Annotated in this window: 13 protein-coding genes; all 13 read right to left on the bottom strand. The window is 71.1% G+C overall.

All coding sequences use genetic code 11. The features are described from left to right. Positions 1-32 precede the first annotated feature (32 nt). The 13 genes from ESZ52_RS09020 to ESZ52_RS08965 all read right to left on the bottom strand — a co-directional run bounded on the left by ESZ52_RS09020 (position 33) and on the right by ESZ52_RS08965 (position 18,499). Entirely contained in the window at positions 33-1,136 is a 1,104-nt protein-coding gene (locus ESZ52_RS09020) for an ABC transporter substrate-binding protein (protein ID WP_131104651.1), read from the bottom strand. Beyond that, positions 1,133-2,311, bottom strand: coding sequence for an ABC transporter ATP-binding protein (locus tag ESZ52_RS09015; RefSeq protein ID WP_131104650.1), 1,179 nt, complete (start codon positions 2,309-2,311; stop codon positions 1,133-1,135). The genes ESZ52_RS09020 and ESZ52_RS09015 overlap by 4 nt, the downstream gene beginning before the upstream one ends. Beyond that, on the bottom strand, positions 2,311-3,561 hold the full coding sequence (locus tag ESZ52_RS09010; RefSeq protein ID WP_202865435.1) for a M20 family metallopeptidase: 1,251 nt from the start codon (positions 3,559-3,561) through the stop codon (positions 2,311-2,313). The genes ESZ52_RS09015 and ESZ52_RS09010 overlap by 1 nt, the downstream gene beginning before the upstream one ends. A gap of 1,041 nt (positions 3,562-4,602) precedes the next feature. Next, positions 4,603-5,838 (bottom strand): amidohydrolase, encoded by a 1,236-nt coding sequence (locus ESZ52_RS09005; protein WP_181009862.1) that lies wholly within the window; start codon positions 5,836-5,838, stop codon positions 4,603-4,605. Positions 5,839-5,849: 11 nt separating this feature from the next. Continuing rightward, positions 5,850-6,056 carry a hypothetical protein gene (locus ESZ52_RS19275; protein WP_181009863.1) on the bottom strand — a complete coding sequence of 69 codons (207 nt, stop codon included), beginning with the start codon at positions 6,054-6,056 and terminating at the stop codon, positions 5,850-5,852. Continuing rightward, entirely contained in the window at positions 6,053-7,867 is a 1,815-nt protein-coding gene (locus ESZ52_RS09000) for a thiopeptide-type bacteriocin biosynthesis protein (RefSeq protein ID WP_186364096.1), read from the bottom strand. Before ESZ52_RS09000 ends, ESZ52_RS19275 begins: the two co-directional genes overlap by 4 nt. 152 nt (positions 7,868-8,019) lie before the next feature. Beyond that, complete coding sequence (locus tag ESZ52_RS08995; RefSeq protein ID WP_131104647.1) at positions 8,020-9,351, bottom strand: hypothetical protein; 1,332 nt, start codon at positions 9,349-9,351, stop codon at positions 8,020-8,022. 20 nt (positions 9,352-9,371) lie between these two features. Then, the gene (locus ESZ52_RS08990; protein WP_131104646.1) at positions 9,372-11,225 is read right to left on the bottom strand and encodes a YcaO-like family protein; all 1,854 of its coding nucleotides are present in this window, start codon (positions 11,223-11,225) and stop codon (positions 9,372-9,374) included. After that, positions 11,222-12,883: a hypothetical protein gene (locus ESZ52_RS08985; protein WP_131104645.1), complete on the bottom strand. Its 1,662-nt coding sequence runs from the start codon at positions 12,881-12,883 to the stop codon at positions 11,222-11,224. Before ESZ52_RS08985 ends, ESZ52_RS08990 begins: the two co-directional genes overlap by 4 nt. Then, the gene (locus ESZ52_RS08980) at positions 12,876-14,063 is read right to left on the bottom strand and encodes a lantibiotic dehydratase C-terminal domain-containing protein (protein ID WP_131104644.1); all 1,188 of its coding nucleotides are present in this window, start codon (positions 14,061-14,063) and stop codon (positions 12,876-12,878) included. Before ESZ52_RS08980 ends, ESZ52_RS08985 begins: the two co-directional genes overlap by 8 nt. Next, positions 14,060-16,675, bottom strand: a complete 2,616-nt coding sequence (locus ESZ52_RS08975; RefSeq protein ID WP_131104643.1) for a lantibiotic dehydratase — start codon at positions 16,673-16,675, stop codon at positions 14,060-14,062. Before ESZ52_RS08975 ends, ESZ52_RS08980 begins: the two co-directional genes overlap by 4 nt. Then, positions 16,672-17,553, bottom strand: a complete 882-nt coding sequence (locus ESZ52_RS08970; RefSeq protein ID WP_131104642.1) for an ABC transporter permease — start codon at positions 17,551-17,553, stop codon at positions 16,672-16,674. Before ESZ52_RS08970 ends, ESZ52_RS08975 begins: the two co-directional genes overlap by 4 nt. Before the next feature lies 1 nt (position 17,554). Beyond that, positions 17,555-18,499, bottom strand: a complete 945-nt coding sequence (locus ESZ52_RS08965) for an ABC transporter ATP-binding protein (protein WP_131104641.1) — start codon at positions 18,497-18,499, stop codon at positions 17,555-17,557. Positions 18,500-18,574: the final 75 nt, after the last annotated feature.

Below are 18,574 nucleotides of genomic sequence, written 5' to 3'. Positions count from 1 at the left end.
GCCTGGTTCCCTCCATCTTGTACGTGGCTCTCCTACCGCCCTGCGAGCCATGCCTGCCACCTATTGATGATCTCGACGTTCCAGGCATCACCGCTGGGTGCCTCCGAGTTCCACCAGTCGTTGTTGACGACGATGGCGTTTTCAAGGTGGGCCGGTGCGGTAGAGAGAACCTCTTGCCTCTCCTCGGAAAGCATGTCAAACGCCTCGATGTTGGCCGGAGAGTAAGTCACCAGTTCACTGAACTCGGCCTGACGGTCAGGACGCGATGCGAACTCGATGAACTTCTGTGCGTTCTCAGCGTTCTCGGCGCCCTTGGGGATCATCCAGTAGTTGACCTGCAAGATGGCTTCGTCCCAGGTGGACTGGATCTCGGCCCCATTGTCGACCGCGTCATTGATCCGCCCGTCCCAGGCCGCTACGGCGCTGACCTGACCATCGATCAACAACTGGACGGATTCCGCGCCAGAACCCCAGAACTTGACGATATCGGGACGCAACTCGTCCAGCTTGTTGAAGGCCCGGTCGATATCCAAGGGGTAAAGCTCTTCCGGCGCGACGCCGTCGGCGAGGAGGGCGGCTTCCATCGTCCCCGCAGCTAGACTGCTCGCTGTGTCTCCCAAGGATCGCGGTCCAGGGAAGCGCTCCGTGTCCCAAAAGTCTGTCCATGAGGTCATCGCGCCCTGGGTTGCACTCTCATCAAAGGCGATCTTCACGGCGAAGATCAGGCTCGGCACGGCCTCGGGTCGCGTGGGGTACGGATCGAAGTCGTCCTGCATGCCATCCGGCCAGGCGCTGTAGTCGATGGGTTCGATCAGCCCGGCCTTGTTCCATGCCTCCAGCCGGCTGCCGTCATTGTTCATCACGTCGACGCTGGGCCGCCCCGCCTCCGTTTCAGTACGGACCTGCGCCGCATCCGGTTGCGGGGCGGGAATCACTCGGATGCCCGTCTCTTCCTCGAACGGCTCAAAGTACGCCTTGCGCTGGGCCTCGCCCCAAGGGCCGCCTCCGTCATATACAACGACTTCTCCAGCTCCACCCTCTTCTTCTGCTCCAGACCCGCCGCAAGCGGCGACAGCCGTGAGGCTGGCCAAGAGGACTAGGACGGCGCCGGTGCGGTAGTTTTTCGTCGATCTCATGCTGCTCGCTCCTTATGGGTCTGTTCTTTGTCAATTTCTTCTAGGGGATAGGCCTTGGCGGCGCCATCTGCCCAGGTGACGGTCACGGAGTCCCCCTCGCGGAACGCGCGGGTCCTACTGTCGGTGACCATGGTCGAGTCGATAAAGCCGAAGCCGAGATCGACGCGGATGCTGGTCGTCGCCCCCGTGAAGATTGTTTCGGCGATCTGCCCCGGTATGCCTGATCCTGCGGTCAGGTTGACGTGTTCAGGCCTGACCGCGACATGCACCCGCGATCCGACGCTGGGCAACGACCCGCTGCTCGGTATATGCACTGGCACGGTTGCATCACCAAGCTTGACCGTCGCCCGTCCGTCGGCCACGTTTATTAGTGTGGCTGGCAAGAAGTTGCTTCTTCCGAGGAACCCGGCGACGAAGGAGTCGATCGGGTCGTCGTAAAGTTCCGTGGGCCGGCCCACTTGCAGCAGTCTCCCGTCGCGCATGACGCAAACACGATCGGACATGACCATCGCTTCTTCCTGGTCGTGGGTGACGTATAGCACTGTAATACCCAGTTCCTTATGCAATCGTCGAAGTTCGAGTTGCACCTGCTCCCGGAGCTTGCGGTCAAGGGCCGCGAGAGGTTCATCCATGAGGAGGACCTTTGGCCGGTACACGAGAGCCCGCGCAAGGGCTACACGCTGCTGTTGGCCGCCCGACAGCTGGTCGGGGCGCCGCGGTCCATACCCGATGAGGTCGACCATCTCAAGCGCCTCGCTGACCATACGCTCCCGTTCGACGCTTTTAATGCCTCGCATCTTGAGGGCATAGGCGACGTTCTGCGCTACTGTCATGTGGGGGAAGAGCGCATAGCGCTGGAAGACCATTCCGAAGCCCCGGTTGTAGGGCGGCGCGTTGGTCACGTCGCGTCCCGCAACTTGGATACGCCCAGCTTGGGCCTTCTCAAAGCCAGCGATGGTCATAAACAGGGTGGTCTTCCCAGAACCACTGGGGCCAAGAAGGGACAAGAACTCCCCTCCGGCAACGTCGAGGGATACGTCATCGACGGCTTTCACTGAGCCATAGGACTTGCTGACGCCAGATATCTTCACGGCGGCACCGTTGAAATCCGGCTCGATGTAATTGCGCGCGGACTCGGTACTAGCCGAATGTGGGCCATCCTTCTCATGCGCCATTATGGTTGCTCCTCCTTCTTGAGAGAGCAGATTTCCTGGATGGTCATCATGTGCATCTTGATCATGTCGAAGTAGTCTGCGATGTCTACACGCTCGTCCGGCATAGTGTTGTACCGGCCGCCCGGTCCACAGACGACGCCTGGAATTCCGGCCCTATGTTGCAAGTGGGCTGCGTCGGAGCCGTAGAAGCAGTATGGACGGATTGCCCCCGTCTGCTGCGGCCCCCGGCCGATAGCCGTGTGAGCTCGATTGAGCACTTGCACGATATGACTATCAGTGTCCACCTCGAAAGGCGGCATGTGAGCTCGATCTTGCTGGCGATCATGTCGTCTGACTTCTGCTTGTAGCCCTGGGAAGTCTTTGACCAGTTCCTCGGCCAGTGTCCTGAGTCCAGTGAGAACCCCCTCCACGGACTGGCTGGGCGCGTAACGACAAGTACCCAAGATCTTGGCGTAGTCGGCAACCTGTGGAGGACGCCATTCAGCGAGATCCCTGCCGAGGGCGGCGTGGAGTACGCCCGCGTGCACGCGATTGACCCGCTCATGGTCTTCGCTGTTGGCACCATTCAGTTTGAGGGCGTTTAGTCTGGGGACCAATGCGGCGGCCGCGGCTAGAGCGTCAACGGCATCTTCGCGCTTGGATGAATGTCGGGTGTTGCCGACCAACTCCACAATGTAGTCGAATGCGCCGGCATGCAGTGTAAGGGCGGACAGGTCGGTCGGCTCGCAGTTGACGAACCAGTCGGCAGTAAGGCCATCCTCTAGGAGCTTCAAGGTACCCACGCCCCCTTGAAGCTCTCCAACTACGAAGGTCAGGACGACGTCGCCTGGCAACTTGACGCCTTGGCTCATCAAGTTGGACACAGCTTGGAGGTAGGACGCGCAGCCCGCCTTCATGTTGGACACGCCGAGTCCATAGATGAACTGCTCGTCGATGTGACCTCCCCACGGGTCAACAGTCCAACCCTCAGTGACGGGGTTGGTGTCGAGGTGGCCGTTGAAGAGCAGACTCTGTCCTTCACCGGTGCCACGCCAGGTACCAACTGCGTTGTATCGCCCGGGGCTTACCTCGTGAAGATCTGCCTCCAAGCCAAGCGACCGCATATGGTCCACGAGCCACACCGCGAGCTCCGTCTCGCCGGGGGTCTCCGTCTGGCTATCGAACTTGACCATGTGGGAGACCACGTGGAGCGCCTCCTCTTGCTCCCGCTCGGAGAGGGCTAGCGGGGATCGGTGCACTGCTTCGGGCACGGTGGCTCCTGACTCCGTTGGCTCTGTCGTTGGCAGCTGCGTGTAGGTGCTAACTCCAGGATTGTCAGATTGTTCAACATTGGGACAGGCGTCGACGCTAGCCTACGATCCCCTTAGGCCGCAAGAGGCGGTGAGGATTCGGCACCGGTGTACCCCCCCCCCCCCCCCCCCCCCCCCCCCCGCACTTCCTCTGGGCTCCCGTCCTGCGGGCCGGGCATCCGGAGCACCCAACTGGTCTGGCGGCGGGGGCGCTTGTGAGGTTCTAGCCGTTGCGCAACTACTCCCTCGCCTTTGGACGCAGTCAAGCAACAATTGGGTTACGCCACTAACACGCTCCCCCTGGATGGAGCATCTACCCAGGGCAACGCCGGATAGGCGAGGTTCGTCCGTTCCCACGTGCCTCACGCTGTGCCGGTTGGCGCACCTCAGCCCGAGACGGTGATCGACACCTGCGGCATCATCGCGGGGGTCAGCAGGCGCATGGACATCTGGCCTCGTGCGCAGGGCGTCGCGTCCCTGCGGGTCAGTCCTCGACGTGGGTCCGGACACCGGGCACCAGTGAAGTGACCGGTGGGCGTGTCGGGTTTGGAGCGCTACCGGGGGCCGTCGGAACATCCGACTCTCGGCGGAGTCGCGATGTCACTCACACCCTGTGCGGAGGTGGTCGATCACGACAAGAGTCTCGTCGACGGACTCGTTGCGGCTCGCGGAGGACAGAGTGTCGCGGTTCTGTCCTCGCGTGCGGGGCCTGCGACATCACCGGGCCAGAGGTGGAAGACGCCAGCGAGGTCCTGGCCAGTCAGGGCGGCCATCGGGACGGCAGTCGGCATGGTCACCAATTGACTCGACCTCTGCGCACCCAGCACCCTGCGGCACGTCGGCGTCTACTCCGCGAGCCCGGGTGCTACCCCGGCTTCCTCCAGTCCCGAGGAAGGCAGGCGGCGCGCCCACACCGGAGCTGGCCGCCGCCAGATCGGTCGCGACGGTGCTGGGCAGTGGGGAGCCGCCGCGGGCGGTCGTCAACGCCCCGCAACCCGTCCCTTACGCCTGACCACCCTCCGCCATCAACCCGCGCTGCGCGCTCAGCACCAGCTGCCGGGCCGCGACGCCCAGCACCCTGGGGTCGGGGCTGAACCCTGGGGCATGGTTGCCCGCGACCCGCTGGGGCTGCTCGCCGCGCGCCACCCGGCCCCGGTCCGCGGCGTCAAAACGCTCCGGCGCGTTGGCGCCGACGAACCAGTAGCCCAGCTCGGCACCCAGCCCGTCCGCCAGCGTCCCGACGTCGTCGCAGGCACGAGAGGGAGCGCGCAGGAGGTAGACCTCCTCCCCCGCCGAGCGCAGTGCCTCGAAGACGGACGCGCCAGCTGTCGGACCGTTGACCGCAGGGGCGAACTCGCCGCGCACCCTGACGCGGGCGCTCCGCCCGCGCTCCCCCGCCAAGCCGTGCAGCCGGGTCCGGATGCGGCGGACCTGCTCGCGGCAGCTCTCGAGCAGGTCTGCCCGCAGGCTGACCAGCACGACGGCCCGGTCGGCGACCACGTTGGCGCAGTGACCAGACCGGAGCGAGCCGACGGTGACGTCGACCCCCGGTTCCATGCCGTCTCGCACAGAGTGTGCCCACGCCACGGCGGCGTCCAGCGGCCCGTCGCGCTCCCCCGCGAACGCAGCGTGCCCGCCCTCGCCCTCGAAGACCACCTTCAGGTCGACACCGGCCCGGGTCATGACCCCCGGCCGGAAGGTCACCATGCCGGTCGGCAGGGCGCTGGTGTGCAGGGCGAGGACCTGCGAGACGTCCGGCAGCAGACCGGCCAGCCCGTCGGCGAGCATCGCCCGCGCGCCGGTGCCGGTCTCCTCGGCCGGTTGCAGGACGACCGCCAGGGTGCCGCGCCAGGCCGTCGGCGCCCCGGCCAGCGCGGCCGCCGCCCCCAGGACCGCGGTCAGGTGCACGTCGTGGCCGCACGCGTGGGAGACGGGCACGCCATACCCGTCCCTGTGCGTGTCAGGCAAGGACCGGACGGGCAGCGCGTCCAGCTCGGCGCGCAGGACGACGCTGGGGCCGCTGCCCCGCCGCACGGTCGCGACCACGCCGTGCCCGCCCACGCCGGTGCGCACCGTCATCCCCGCACCGGCCAGGACCTCGGCGGCCCAGCGGGCCGTCTGCACCTCCTGGCCGGAGAGCTCGGGATGGGCGTGCAGGTGGTCGTACCACCCCCGCAGCACCTCCTCCCCGGGCAGCAGCACCCGCGCCGGGGCACCGCCGCCCGGGGGCGGCCGCACGTCCAGCTCTGTCACTTGCCGAAGCGGTGCCGCTGGGTGACCGCCGCGGCCCGCACGACGAGGCCGGCGCCAGCGCCGAGCACCGCGCCGATGCCGGGACGGTTGAAGTACATGCCGGCGCCGAGGCCGAGCACGGCGCACGCAGCGCCGGAGAGTGCGGCGAACTCGTAGGCGGGCGACCAGGTGGCCGGGGCGGCGGGGGTGATGGTGTTCGTCATGAGGAGGTCCCTTCCTGAGGGTGGAGATCGGCGGTATGCCGTGTCCCGGACCGGTTGTCCGGGGGTCTGGGGGTGACCGGGGGCCGGGCGGTCCCGAGCGGGACCACCGTGGCGACGAACCGGTCGATGCCGTCAAGGTGGACGGCGGTACTGAGGTCGTCGTCGGAGAAGGCCGAGACCGGCACCGACGGGCAGCCCAGCGCGGTGGCGGCCAGCACCAGGTTCTGGGCGAGGTGCCCCGCCTCCTGCAGCAGCAACCGCAGGGCGCGCAGCCCGTACTTCGGCCGCAGCGCCGGCAGGTCGCCCACGAGAAGGAGGACGACCGGCACCGTGTCGACGGGGATCGTGCCGGGTGCACTCGGTATGCCGTCTGTGTGGTCTGCGGACCCGCCAGGCAGGAAGCCGGGCGAGGCGCCGGCGAGGGTCGCCCGGGCGAGCGGCGGACCTATCGGCACCAGCTCGTGTCCCTCGGCACGGTAGAGGTAAAGGCCCGGATCGAGCCCGGTGACGTCCCACACGTTGACCAGCACTCCCGTGGCGTAGAGCGCACCGGGGCTGGGATAGGCCCGGCGGTGAAAGGTGCCGTAGGGGGTCTCGACCGGGCGCCGGGGGTTCGCGCCCGCGCCGTGGGCCAGGACGGTCGCGAGGTCGTCGAGCGCCATCGAGCCGCCGTAGTCGCCGTAGCTGCTCTCCCTCGCGGCCAGGACGTCGTCGAGCGGCATCAAGAGCGGGGACGGGCCGGGCAGCGGCACCGGGGTGGTGTGCGGGGCATGGGCGGCGTCCGACCCGCGGACCGGTGACGACGTCCTGTCTGCGGACAGGGCCGCGAAGCGCGGCTGCTGGTCGGCGCCGGCCACCGGCACCGCATACTTGCTCCGCTCCAGGTAGGCGCGGTCGGCGGCATCGGCCTCGTCCGCGAAGTAGTCCTCGGGCACCCACCAGCGGGTGCAGGCGCGGGAGGCGAGCCAGCTCAGCACGCGCTCCTCGTGGACGGAGAGGCCGAGCCGGTTGTTCATCATGTGCACCAGGGACCAGAGCACGGCCTCGGGCGGCCGGGTCAGGGCGCCGGCGCCGTCCAGCGTCCGCAGCTGGCCGACCAGCTCGCGCACGCTGTCGCGCCAGATGCCGTGCGTGGACCCGGGCGCGGTGGCGGCCGCCTGCAGGACCCGCTCCTCGCGCACTCCCCAGGTCCGGGCGAAGCCCCGCTGCAACGCCTCGGCGTGCTGGAGCGCGGCCGAGCGGTTCGGCGCGGTCTCGGCCACGAAGTCCCAGGACAGGAAGTAGCGGCGGGCGGAGCGGGCGGCTGCCAGGTCGTCGGGCTGGAGCTCCCTCAGCGCCAGGACCATCAGGTCCAGCGCGAGGGCGAAGACCTTGTCCCGGTCGCCGAGCCGCAGGGCCGCGCCGGCCACACGGCTGCTGGTCTGGAAGAAGTGCTCGCAGGCGGCCATCGACTTTGGGCCGCCGTACCGGTCGGTCTCCGGCAGGTAGTCCTCGCGCACCAGCTCGCCGTGCGCGCGCCACGGCCGCGGGTCGGTGACGCCGAACTGCCCCCGGAACGACTCCTCCTTGATGGTGGTGCGGCGCGACCCGTGCTCGCGGAGCCACGCGCTGACCTCGGACTCGACGTGGTCGAGCACCTCCGGTCCGGCACCGCGCAGCCGCAGGCGGACGTGCGGGCCGCCGTGCCAGTAGCGCAGGAAGAACCAGCCTTCGGCGTCGCCGTCCTCGACGGCCGTCTCGGCGAGCGGCACCACGCAGTCGCGGATGAGGGCGTCGTGCCCGGCTACGTCCAGGTGGGCGTAGACGCACACCGTCGTCCAGGCGGGGTCGGCCTGCGGCTCGGGTGGGTGCTGGCTGGATGTATGGGAGGGCCGTGTGTGCGCGCCTGCCGCGTGGGCGCCCGACGTGTGCGGGTTCGGCGCGCGTGGCGGCGCAGCCAGGACGGGGTCTCGGGTCGGTGCACTCATGCTGCTCTTCCTTGGTTGGTCCAGGCGGACGTGGTGCGGTCGTGAGGCAGGAGGGGGCGGATCCAGACCTGGTATGCCGGCATGGCCTGGCTCTCCAGCTGCAGGTCGCTGGCCCACAGCGCCTCGTCGATGTTGCGCATCGGGCGCGCGGCAACCCCCAGTGCGGCAGCGGCGAGGCAGACCCACTGGCACAGCCAGCCCAGGAGCACCTGCACCGCGCCGTTGCCGACGGCGGCGTGCTCGCGCTCCCAGACGAGCGGGTCGATCGACCAGGTGTAGCCCAGGGCCGACGACCACGGTGCCCGCGCGGCGAGCGCGCTCGTGGTGCCCGCTCCGACCGGGTGCACCTGGGCGACGGTGCGGTCCGTCATACCCCGTCCGCGCAGGATGGTCCGGTGGACGGTGAGCGCGCCGGGCGGGCAGGACGCAGCCGCCAGCTCGAGCCCCATCGCCACCACCTCGTCCAGCCGGGCGATGACGTCGGCGGTCGGCTCGCCCGAGGTGATGAGGTTGGCACCGGACGGGCCGCTGGTGCGCCGGGCGAACCAGTCCCCCACCGACCGGACGTCGGTCCCCGCCGTCGCCGTGTCGACGAGGCGGGTCGCGGAGGCGACCGGCAGCTCCAGACCCTCCTCGACGCAGGCGCCCAGGGTCATCCGGCCGGCGACCCCGTCCCAGCCGCCGAGGACTGTCGTCGGCTGCACGTCGACGTGGTGGGCCACGGCGAGGACCGTGGCCAGCAGGTGGCCCGCCTCCAGCAGGGTCAGGGTCGGGCGCAGGTCGCCGTAGGGCGTGGGGTAACGGCCCGGAGTGGCGAGGGCGACGAGGCCCGCAACGTCAGCGGCGCGGCGGTCGCCGGTCCCCCTCGCCGAGGTGGTTCTTGACGGCTCGTCGACGGCGGGTCGCTGCGCCGGCCCGGTCGCCTCGAGCACCGCCCCGTCCCACGGGGTGAGGATGCTGCGTCGTCCGTCGGGATGGCGGTGCTCCAGGTCCACGCCGAAGAGCGCCCGGGGCGAGGGGTAGGCGCGGTGCAGGGCATACCGGTCGATCGCGGCGATGCGGCGCGTCCGCACCGCCACCGATCCGGCGACTGCCAGCCGCTCGTGCTCGTCGACGGCGAGGTCGACCGTGCGACCCACGGCGGTGGCGTCCACCCGCTCGACCAGGTCCGGGTGGCCCTCGCCAGACGGAAGCCCGGCAGGGAGCGGGTCCGTACCCAGGATCGTGGTGACCTCGCCCACCGCCTTGCCCCAGGACGAGTCCCACAGCGCACGCAGCGGACCGGGCTCGTTCGCGGTATGCCTGCTCACCAGGCTGGGCTCGGCCATCACCGGAGCGGACCGCGTCATCACGGGAACGGGTGCGGGGTCGGGACGATCTCGCCGGCTGCGTGCCATGGGACACCTCCTCGAAGGAGCTCGGCGGCGTGGCGCAGCCGCGGGAGGCCCCGCAGCCGTCGGTGACGGTGGCCGAAGGTCATCGGCACCGCGCCCGGGACGACCGCCTTGACGGCGTGCACCGGGACCTGGGAGGTGAAGGTGTCGTCGGTCTGGTCGACCACGATGAGGTCCGTGCCCAGGGCGCGCAGCCGGTCGACGTGCCCCGTCAGCTGCGCGGCGACGTCGTCGGCGACCGGGGAGCCGCAGAACTGCTCCATACCCACCACTCCGGCGGAGCACCGCAGGAACTCGTTGAGCGGGCGGGCCTCTGGCAGGCTGTGCAGACCCGTGTGGTCCTCCAGCACCTCCACCCGGTCGAAGTCGTCCAGCATCGGGCGGCAGCGGCGCATCGACACCGACGGCCGCAGGTCGGTCCAGCGGCGGTACATCAGCACATTGGTCGCCACCTCCTCCAGCGCCGTGCGCACCGCCTGGCGACCGTCGGCGTGCGTGGCGGAGGCGAGGCTCAGCGAGGGGAAAAGGTCCTCGTGGGCGAGCCGGTCCGGAGCCGTGATGACGGCGAGCGCGGTCGGCACCTCGTGGTCGGTGGTCATGTCGAGCACCTGCACGTCGAGTCCCTCGGCCTCGAGCAGGTCCATCAGGTGTCCGACCTGCGGGTCTTCTCCGATGCCCTCGATCCGCTGCAACCGGGTCCGGGAGTACCAGGTGAGCAGGAAGGCGTCCCGCTCCACCACCTCGTAGTAGGCGTGAAGCGCGGCCTCCTCAAGCGAACCGCCCACGGCGCACCCGTTGGACGACTCGTAGATGAACCGGCCCTGCCCGTGCGGTGCCCGCCAGTACGCCACCTGCTCGGGCACCCACACCGGCCGGGCGGTGCCCACGGACCAGGCCCCTACCCAGGTCGTGACGGTGTCCGGCGTCCACTGCCGCAGGTCCCCGGACTCCCACGCCTCCGGCTCGTGCAGGCCGATCGAGGCCAGGTCCAGGGCGTCGGCGCCGAGCTCTCGGGCGCTGGCGACCCGGATCGGCACGCCCGGCGCCCGACGAGCGCCCAGCACCCGCTCGATGCCCTCGAGCAGGGCCGGCCCGACCGAGGCGGCGAAGTCACTGGCCCGGCCGTACCCGTGCTCGCGCATCCGGGAGCCCGGAGCCACGAACTCGGCCGTGACCAGCGACAGCGGCGACCGTTCGTCGCGGTAGGACAGCGGCACGGGGCCGTGTCGCGGGTCGGCGATCCGCTCCAGCCAGCGCTCGGTCTCCAGCGGCCGGACGCGTAGCGTGCCCGCGAGGGCGGGTTGCGGACTGCGAAGGTCCAGCGCGGTGGCGGTGGAGCGGTCCGCCAGGGGGCCGCAGCGGAGGCAGGCCGGGTGCCGGAGGAACCGGTAGGAGTCCACGGTGGCGTCGTCGCGGCGCAGGACGGTCACGGTCGCGCCAGGAACGGGCGTGGTGACGGCGGTCTGGAGCGCTGTGGTGAAGGTATGCGGTGTTGCTGCTGGACCTTGCAGCGCCCGGGTGTGGTGCCCGAGGAGGGCGTGGACCAGATCCGACCACGGCGGTGTGGTCAGCCAGTCACGGGCGCCGGTGCCGGGCGTGAGGGCGCTGGTGTCCTGACGCCACAGGGTCGCGCAGTCCAGGCAGCCGTGCTGCTCCGTCGCCGGTGGCACGCCGAGGAGCAGCTCGGAATCGTCGGCGAACAGCTCGACGGTGCGGGCGCCCGACGTCTCGGTGGCACGGCCGGCCCGGATGAGGGTCAGGAGCAGCGCGTCCACCGGCTGCGGCGGCGCTGCCGCGAGGGCAGTCATGCCTGGTCCTCCGGACCGTCGGCGATGCAGGCATGGAGCCCGAGTGCGGACCAGAGCGGCGAGCCGGCCGGGCGACGGACCACCGGACCGGACGCCAACGCCCAGCGGACAAGGTTCTCCTGGGTGCTGGGCAGCCGTGGCATCGGAGCGGTGCTCACGCTGACCCCGTGCGGGGCCGCCTGGACCGCCCCGAGCCCTGCCAGCAGCGCCTCCTCGACCGCCCGATCGGGCTCGGCCGCCAGACCGGTGGCCAGGCGCCTGCCGCGCTCGTCGAGCACCTCGACGCGGGTGAGCGGCAGCGGCCCCCGGGTCGAGCCGGAGCGCAGGGTCACCGGCACTCCCTCGCGCAGGGTGAGCGCCTGCAGGAGGCGGCGCGCCAGCGGCGTCGTCACTGCTGGAGCCTGGCGGTCCGGTAGCCAGAGGCCGTCCATGACGGCCCGCGTCACCGCCCTGGCCACAGCTGCAGCCGCGGAGCGCCCGACCGACAGGCCGGTCTCGCGCTCGACCAGCTGCTCCACGCAGGAGAGACGGGCATCGGCCGTGTCGAGACCCACGCCCACCACCTCGGTCGCGCCCGTACTCGCCGGTCCGGCAGGAGCCGCACCTGCACCGGTCCCGGCGATGGCCAGCCCGATGGGCAGCTGCGGCAGGGCGCCGGGCACCGGTCCGCGCCACGTCGTCAGCGGGCCCGACCAGAGCGGCTCGGCCGCCCGCAGGACGTCGTCCACCGGCACGGCAGCATCGCTGGCAGTGAGCACCTCGTCGAGGTCGACGACGTGGTCCGCCGGGCCCAGCGAGGGCAGGACGGCGAGAGGATGCCGCTCGGCCACCACGTCGGGCGAGGTGACGTGGAAGACCGGCGCCGGGCCGGCCGGGGAGGCCTCACCGAGGATCTCCAGCAGCACCAGCACGGCCTGCGCCGCCGCGAGCGAGTCGGCGACCCGGTCGCGTGACCACAGCGGGGTCACCGCCTCACCAGCACGCAGGTCCAGCCAGCGGCGCAGTGCTGCCCGCTCGGCCTCGCCGGCAGGCAACGGGCCGACGAGCCGGTACCCTCCCGCCCGCGCCACCAGGACGTGGTGCCGCTCGGCAGCGAGCCGGAGGGTGAGGACGGCATACTCCCGGGTCAGCCCGGCAAGGGGAAGGTCCTGCGCGTCGGTCCGTGCGTCGACGAGGATGCCCGTCTCCGTCAGTACCCCGCGCAGTGCCTCGGCCAGAGCGGGGTCGCCGGCCACCTGGACGGTGGCAACCCGGGCGCGGGCCATCGCTCGACCAGGGTCCTGGGCCGTGCGCTCGAAGTGCTCCGCCAACGGGCCTGCGGCGAACACGGTCTCCTCCCCCACCGACCCGGCGACGCAGAGCAGCCGGTGGTCGACCAGCTGCTGCCACAGGCCGTCGGTGACCCGGCGGGCACGCTCCGGCACGCTGGCGAGCAGCGCCTCGGCGCTGACGCCCTGCCGCAGCCGGGGTTCGAGCGCGAGCCAGAGCTGCTCGGCCGCAGCGCCGTCCAGCACGACCGCGTCGTGGCCGGCGCTCACCGCCACCCCGCGGTGCTCCAGGGTGCGCACGTGCACGGACCGTCGCAGGCGCATCACCGGCGATGCCGGGATGTCGATGTCAGGAAGGACTGCCGGCCGGACGAGCGTGGTCTCAGACATGCTCGCCCCTCCAGGGCAGGGTCGGCTCCACCTCGGGGTCGGCGGCCTTCTGCCGGGCGACCGCCTTGGCGATCGTCTCCTCCCAGCGCTCCCCGACGACGGCCTGGGCCGACTCGGTGAACATGAACGCCAGGGAGTAGCGCTGCATCGGGGTGATGCCCATCAGGGGCAGCAGCTCGAAGAAGGTGTTGATGAGGAAGCGGTAGGCGGCGAAGTCGGTGCCGTTGCCGAGCTTGGAGAAGTCCAGCTGTCGGAAGGCGGTGTGGAAGTCGCTGTACTCGCGCTCGTCGGAGCCGGACCACTGGATGCGGGTGGCGTCGCCGAAGGTGGCCGCCCGTTCCAGCCGGGAGGAGTGCGGGTAGGGCAGCACGTCGCCGGTCGCCGCCAGCGCCTCGGCGTCCGGCAGCTCGGCGTCGATCCAGGCGAACCACCGGTCCAGGACGTGGTCGCCCGTGCTGGTCCCGGGCCGTCGCTCGTGGGCCAGCTGGACGAGGGCGTTGAGGTTGACGCTCTGCTCCTGCCAGGCCTGCATCAGCGGCGAGCTCAGCCGGGCGTCCTCGTCGACCCAGTAGAGGTACTCCTTCCAGTGGGACAGGAAGGCCTGGTAGCCCGAGACCAGACCCCAGGTCGGGTAGCTGGAGGCCAGCGCCGCCATACCGCGGAAGGCGGCGTCCGTCGCTGCCCGGCCCTGCAGCGGCTGGCCCTCGTCGTCGAGCAGGCAGTCCAGCCCCGCCCCGAGCACCCGGCCCTTGACCTCCACGGCCCGGGTCGTGCGCAGGAAGGTGTCGGTCGGCCCTCCGTCGACCAGCTCCGTCGTGTTGTCCGCACGGACGGGGACGTAGGGCGGCTCGACCAGCTCGAGCCGGCCCAGCTCGACGGAGGCTGCGCCCCACTCCTCGTCGGTGACCGGCTGCTCGGACGGGACTGCCTGGACGAGGTGCGAGACGGCATACCGGACCTCGGTGAGCAGCTGGTCGACCGTGCCCCGCTCGCCGTGCACGTAGAAGGACACGTGCGGGCCGAAGCGCCAGTGCGACTGGACCCAGGCCGAGTGCACCCCGGGCCGGGACCGCGCCGCGCGCGCCAGCGGCAGGAGGCAGTCGTGCAATAAGGCGGTCTTGTCGGGTGCGTGGTAGTTCACGCGCAGCGAGCGCATGACGGTGCTGGGAAGGGGTGTCATCGGTGACCTCCTGGGGCGAGAGCGATCTCGAAGAACAGCTCGGTGGCGTGGCGGCCGCGCGGCGAGGGGACGCCGTGGACCGAGGGATGGGGGTGGTACTCCTCGAGGAGGACGTGCTCGCCCAGCGGCTCCAGCCGCCGCGGCAGGGTGCCGACGTGCAGCCGGGAGCCGAGGTCGAGCAGCTGGGGGCGGGCGCTCATCGCCCGCTCCATCGGGCTGACCTGCCGCCCGAACAGCGGGCGGGCGAAGACCTGCGCAGGCAGGCCGAGGGCGAGGCGGGCGGCGGTGACGGCCCGGAAGTGCTCGGCCGGGTCGCTCGACATGGCGGGTGGTGCAAGGTCTTGAGCGTCCACCGCCCAGCGCTGCCGGAACAGCAGCAGGTCGCGGTGCTGGATGCGGGGCGCGGACGACGCGGTGCCGGCCGGGAGCTGCTGGAGCCGCGCGTGCAGGTCGAGGGTGAGCTCGCTGAAGGAGAAGTATGGAGCGCCGGACACCATGGCCAGGAGCATCTCCTCGGAGGGCAGGGCGTGCGGGACGAGGAAGCCGGTGTAGAGGACCTCGACCGGGTCCCCGCTCGCACGGTGGACCAGGCGCAGCCCCGAGGAGGGCCGGTGCAGGAGGGCCAGGTCGTCGATCGAGAGCACCGCCCGCGGGCCGGCGGGCTCGTCGGTGAGCCGCATCTCGTGCTCGGTGAGCAGTGGCCCGAGGTTGGCGTTGAAGCCCAGCGCCGGGCGAAGGTGCAGGTGGCGGGCGTCGGCCGGGCGGCCCTGCTCGATGACCTGCCGCAGCTGCTCCTGCACCTGCGGGGGCTGCTCGGCGAGGAACCGGCTGAAGTAGCGGGCGCGGCCGCCGTAGAGGTGGTTGAGGACGAACTGCTCCCCTGCAGGCTGGCCGAAGGCGGTCGTCGACCGGGACAGGTCCCACTCGCGGTCCGGGACCCGGTCGGCGGCGCGGGCCAGCTCGTCGAGGTCGACGGACACCGACTCGCCGCCGCTGCGGCCCAGCTCCACCAGGTGGTCGGCGACGATGGTCCGCGCCTCCAGCAGCGGCTGGACGATGTGCCGGATCGGCGCGGGGACCGAGCCGGCGAGGAGCTGCTGGGTGAGCGGGAAGGTGTCGTAGGCCTGGCGGGCGAAGCGGCGCAGGTCGTGGCACGTGCCGCCGGCACCGAAGTGGTCGACGAAGGTCGCCTCGAGGGCAGCGGCCAGCAGCCGCTGGTCGTCCATCACCACCAGCATCGGGGCGAGGTCGTCCACCTGCTGCGCCCACGTCTGCACGCGGGCCCCGTCGGCCGGGGCACCGGTGGAGACGTAGCAGTCCTCGGCGAAGGGGTTCTCGACCGGCTCCCCGACGGCGGCCGTCCAGGCGGCCTCGGTCCGCTCCACCTGGTGCACGCGGTCCGCGGCGGGCGCTGCGGCCAGCAGGCGCTCGCCCTCCAGCCCGGCCTGCACCGCGGCGGCCATCGTCGCTGCGGCCTCGCCGGGGATGTCCTGCAGGAAGCGCCCCCAGCGGGGCAGGTAGTCGTCCTCCTGCTCGCGGATGGGGATGTCCGGCGTCAGTGCCTGGAGGTCGACGAGCGCCGCGATGATGTCGTCGGCGCGGTCTGCGCCCCAGCCGAACCGGTCGGTCAGGGCCGTGACGAGGTCGGCCCAGGGCCGCCCGGAGACGGTCCGGACCTCGCTCCATACCGCGCCCCAGGAGCCGCTGAGGGGCAGCCGGACGTCGCTCTCGGAGACCACGTCGGACTTGTTGGCGGCCTGGGTGACGTAGTCGCGCCGGTGCACGACGAGCACGTCGTCCTCGGTGCGCACGGCGTCGGAGACCCGCCAGGAGAGGGCACGCCGGGCGACCGGGTCCTGCGCCAGCCGCCGGGCGGCCCGGCGCACGAGCAGCCGGCGGAGCGCCACGACGCTGCGGTGCTCCTCCCCCAGGGCGCCCGCAGCCTCACCGAGCTGGTGGAAGGCGGTGCCGGTGTAGCGGGAGAACGGGCTGACCTTGCTGGTCGAGCGCCCGACGTAGGTGACCAGCGAGGACTCGGACTTGCGCTGCCGCTTGGTCAGGCCGTCCACCGCCCCGGCCCGTGACTGGACCGCCCGGAAGAGGGACCGGCTGGTCATCACCGTGCTGCGCTGGACGTCCTCGTCCTGCGCCCAGGCGGTCACGACCAGACGTTCGCGGGCGACCGCCGCGTCGAAGGAGCCGTCCAGGTCGACCAGGACGGCGTCCTGCCGCTGCCAGCTCGCCAGCCAGTGCCCGAGCGAGGGCCGCTGCCGCAGGTCCGGGTCGTGGACCTGACGGTCCTTGGGCCGGCGGCCGGCGCGGGCGGCCCGCCGCAGGGGCAGCCAGTCGCGGCTGGCCCGCTCCCGGTCCAGGTCGACCAGCTCGGTGAGCTCGGCGTCGACCTCCTCGGCCAGCCCTGCCCGCAGCCGCTCCAGCGCGGCCAGCTGCTCCAGGGCCTCCTCGTCGGCGGCGACCCGGTCCGAGTCGGACAGCGACAGGTAGGGGAAGAGGTTCACGCGGGAGACCCAGACGGGGGTCAGCGCGGTGCGGATCCGGTCGTTGTCCGTGCAGGGAGACCCCGGCACGAAGGGGTCCCGGGCGGTGGTGCTCATGCGTCCTCGCTGCCACGGCCGCGGGAGAAGCCGCGGGGCTCGGACTCGGAGGCCCAGGAGAACCACAGGACCGAGGCGATGACGCCCACGACGCCCCAGGCGGCCAGCAGCAGCAGTGCGGGGACGTCCCACACGGGGCCGGTGCTGGCGACGCTGCCGGTGAGCAGCTGGACCAGCGGCGTGCCGGGGAGCAGGTCGACGACCGCCTGGATCGCCCCTGGGAACGGCATGGCCATGAACGCACCCGAGAGGAAGGCGACGGGGAAGAAGACGGCGTTGACGAGCGGCACGGCCGAGTCGGCGTTCGGCGGGACCAGGGAGAAGGCCACCCCCAGCGGCGCGATGCAGAGGAAGCCGAGAACGACGATCAGCAGGAGGGCAGGGATCCGCTCGGCGGGCAGGCTCACGCCCAGGAAGGTGACCCCGATGAGGGTCAGCACGCCGACGACCAGCATCAGGCTGACGAAGATGTTGGCCAGGTAGCCGCCCATCACCGACAGCGGGGAGACCGGCGTCGTGCGGAACCGCTTGAACAGCCCGTGGTGGCGCTTGACCGCCAGCGAGATCGCCACATTGGCGAAGACGACCGACAGCAGGCCGAACGCCAGGACACCGGCGAAGCTGCGGTTGCCCTGGGTGAGCGTGTGCTCGCCGGCGACGACCTGCGCCCCGGCTGCCTCGCGGAAGGCGAAGCCGAAGATCACGTAGAACATCACCGGCATGGCGACGATGAACGCGAGCTGGATCGGCGAGCGCCAGAAGTCCTTGAGGTCCAGCTCGGTATGCCGCGCGAACGGCGCCCAGAGGGGCGGTCGCCGGTCGCGGTCCACCGGGGCGGACAGGTCGAGGTGGTCGAGGTGGTCGGGTGCGGTCGTCATCTCACTTCACTCCCGTGGTGGCGGTGGTGCTCGAGGTGGTGCTCGAGGAGGTGCTGGAGGAGGTCACGAGCGCCGCGTAGGCGTCGTGCAGGGTGGGCTGGGTGATGCGCAGCTGGCCCAGCGGGACGTCCTGCTGCTGGGCCCAGACGCCGAGCTGGGCGAGCAGCACCGCCTGGTCGCCGACCTCGTAGTGGACGGTGTCGCCGACGAGGGTCGCGCCGGCGGGCAGCCGCGCCGGGTCGCCGGTGCTGAGGGCGAACTCCACCCGGACCAGGCCGCCGTTGGCCGAGATGAGCTCGTCGGGCGAGCCCTCGGAGACGAAGACCCCGCCGTGCAGCACGTGCACCGTGTCGGCGAGCTCCTGGACCTCCTCCAGGTCGTGGCTGGTGAGCACCACCGTGGTGCCCTCGCTGCGCACGTCGCGGACGAGCTGGCGGATGCTGCGGCGGGAGAGCGGGTCCAACCCTGTCGTCGGCTCGTCGAGGAAGAGCACCCGCGGGCGACCGACGAGCGCCAGGGCGATGTCGAGCCGGCGGCGCAGGCCCCCGCTGAGCACGCGCACCGGGCTGGTGGCGTGGTCGTCCAGGCCGAGCAGGGAGATCAGCGCAGGGCAGTCCAGCGGCTGGTGGTAGTAGGCGGCCTGTCGGCGGAGCAGTTCCTGCACGCGCAGGCCGGGCTCGAGCATGGTCTGCTGCAGCACCACGCCGATCTGTCGGCGCAGCCGGCGGAAGTCCGAGCGGCTGCCGGGGTCGTACCCCAGCACCTGCAGCTCGCCTCCGTCACGACGGCGGTGCCCCTCGAGGATCTCGACGAGGGACGTCTTGCCGGCGCCGTTGGGGCCCAGCAGCGCGATGATCGCGCCGTCGGGCACGGCGAGATCGACGCCGCGCAGCACCTGGCGCTCGGCGTAGGACTTGGTCACGTTCGTCGCGCGGATCGCGGTCATGACGGGTTCCTTCCTTGGTCTGTGGTGGGTCTGTGGTGGGTCTCGTGCCGGGGCGTCCTGACGAACGCCCCGGCC

The sequence above is a fragment of the Ornithinimicrobium sufpigmenti genome (assembly GCF_004322775.1).
Taxonomy (GTDB): Bacteria; Actinomycetota; Actinomycetes; order Actinomycetales; family Dermatophilaceae; genus Ornithinicoccus; species Ornithinicoccus sufpigmenti.
Note: the sequence above shows the minus strand (reverse complement) of the source record. Positions and strands in the feature narration are given on the sequence as shown.

Coding starts and splice junctions, on each gene's coding strand:
- ESZ52_RS09020 (WP_131104651.1), bottom strand. CDS start 1,136: ATGAGATCGACGAAAAACTACCGCACCGGCGCCGTCCTAGTCCTCTTG.
- ESZ52_RS09015 (WP_131104650.1), bottom strand. CDS start 2,311: ATGGCGCATGAGAAGGATGGCCCACATTCGGCTAGTACCGAGTCCGCG.
- ESZ52_RS19275 (WP_181009863.1), bottom strand. CDS start 6,056: ATGACGAACACCATCACCCCCGCCGCCCCGGCCACCTGGTCGCCCGCC.
- ESZ52_RS08995 (WP_131104647.1), bottom strand. CDS start 9,351: ATGGCCGAGCCCAGCCTGGTGAGCAGGCATACCGCGAACGAGCCCGGT.
- ESZ52_RS08990 (WP_131104646.1), bottom strand. CDS start 11,225: ATGACTGCCCTCGCGGCAGCGCCGCCGCAGCCGGTGGACGCGCTGCTC.
- ESZ52_RS08985 (WP_131104645.1), bottom strand. CDS start 12,883: ATGTCTGAGACCACGCTCGTCCGGCCGGCAGTCCTTCCTGACATCGAC.
- ESZ52_RS08980 (WP_131104644.1), bottom strand. CDS start 14,063: ATGACACCCCTTCCCAGCACCGTCATGCGCTCGCTGCGCGTGAACTAC.
- ESZ52_RS08975 (WP_131104643.1), bottom strand. CDS start 16,675: ATGAGCACCACCGCCCGGGACCCCTTCGTGCCGGGGTCTCCCTGCACG.
- ESZ52_RS08970 (WP_131104642.1), bottom strand. CDS start 17,553: ATGACGACCGCACCCGACCACCTCGACCACCTCGACCTGTCCGCCCCG.
- ESZ52_RS08965 (WP_131104641.1), bottom strand. CDS start 18,499: ATGACCGCGATCCGCGCGACGAACGTGACCAAGTCCTACGCCGAGCGC.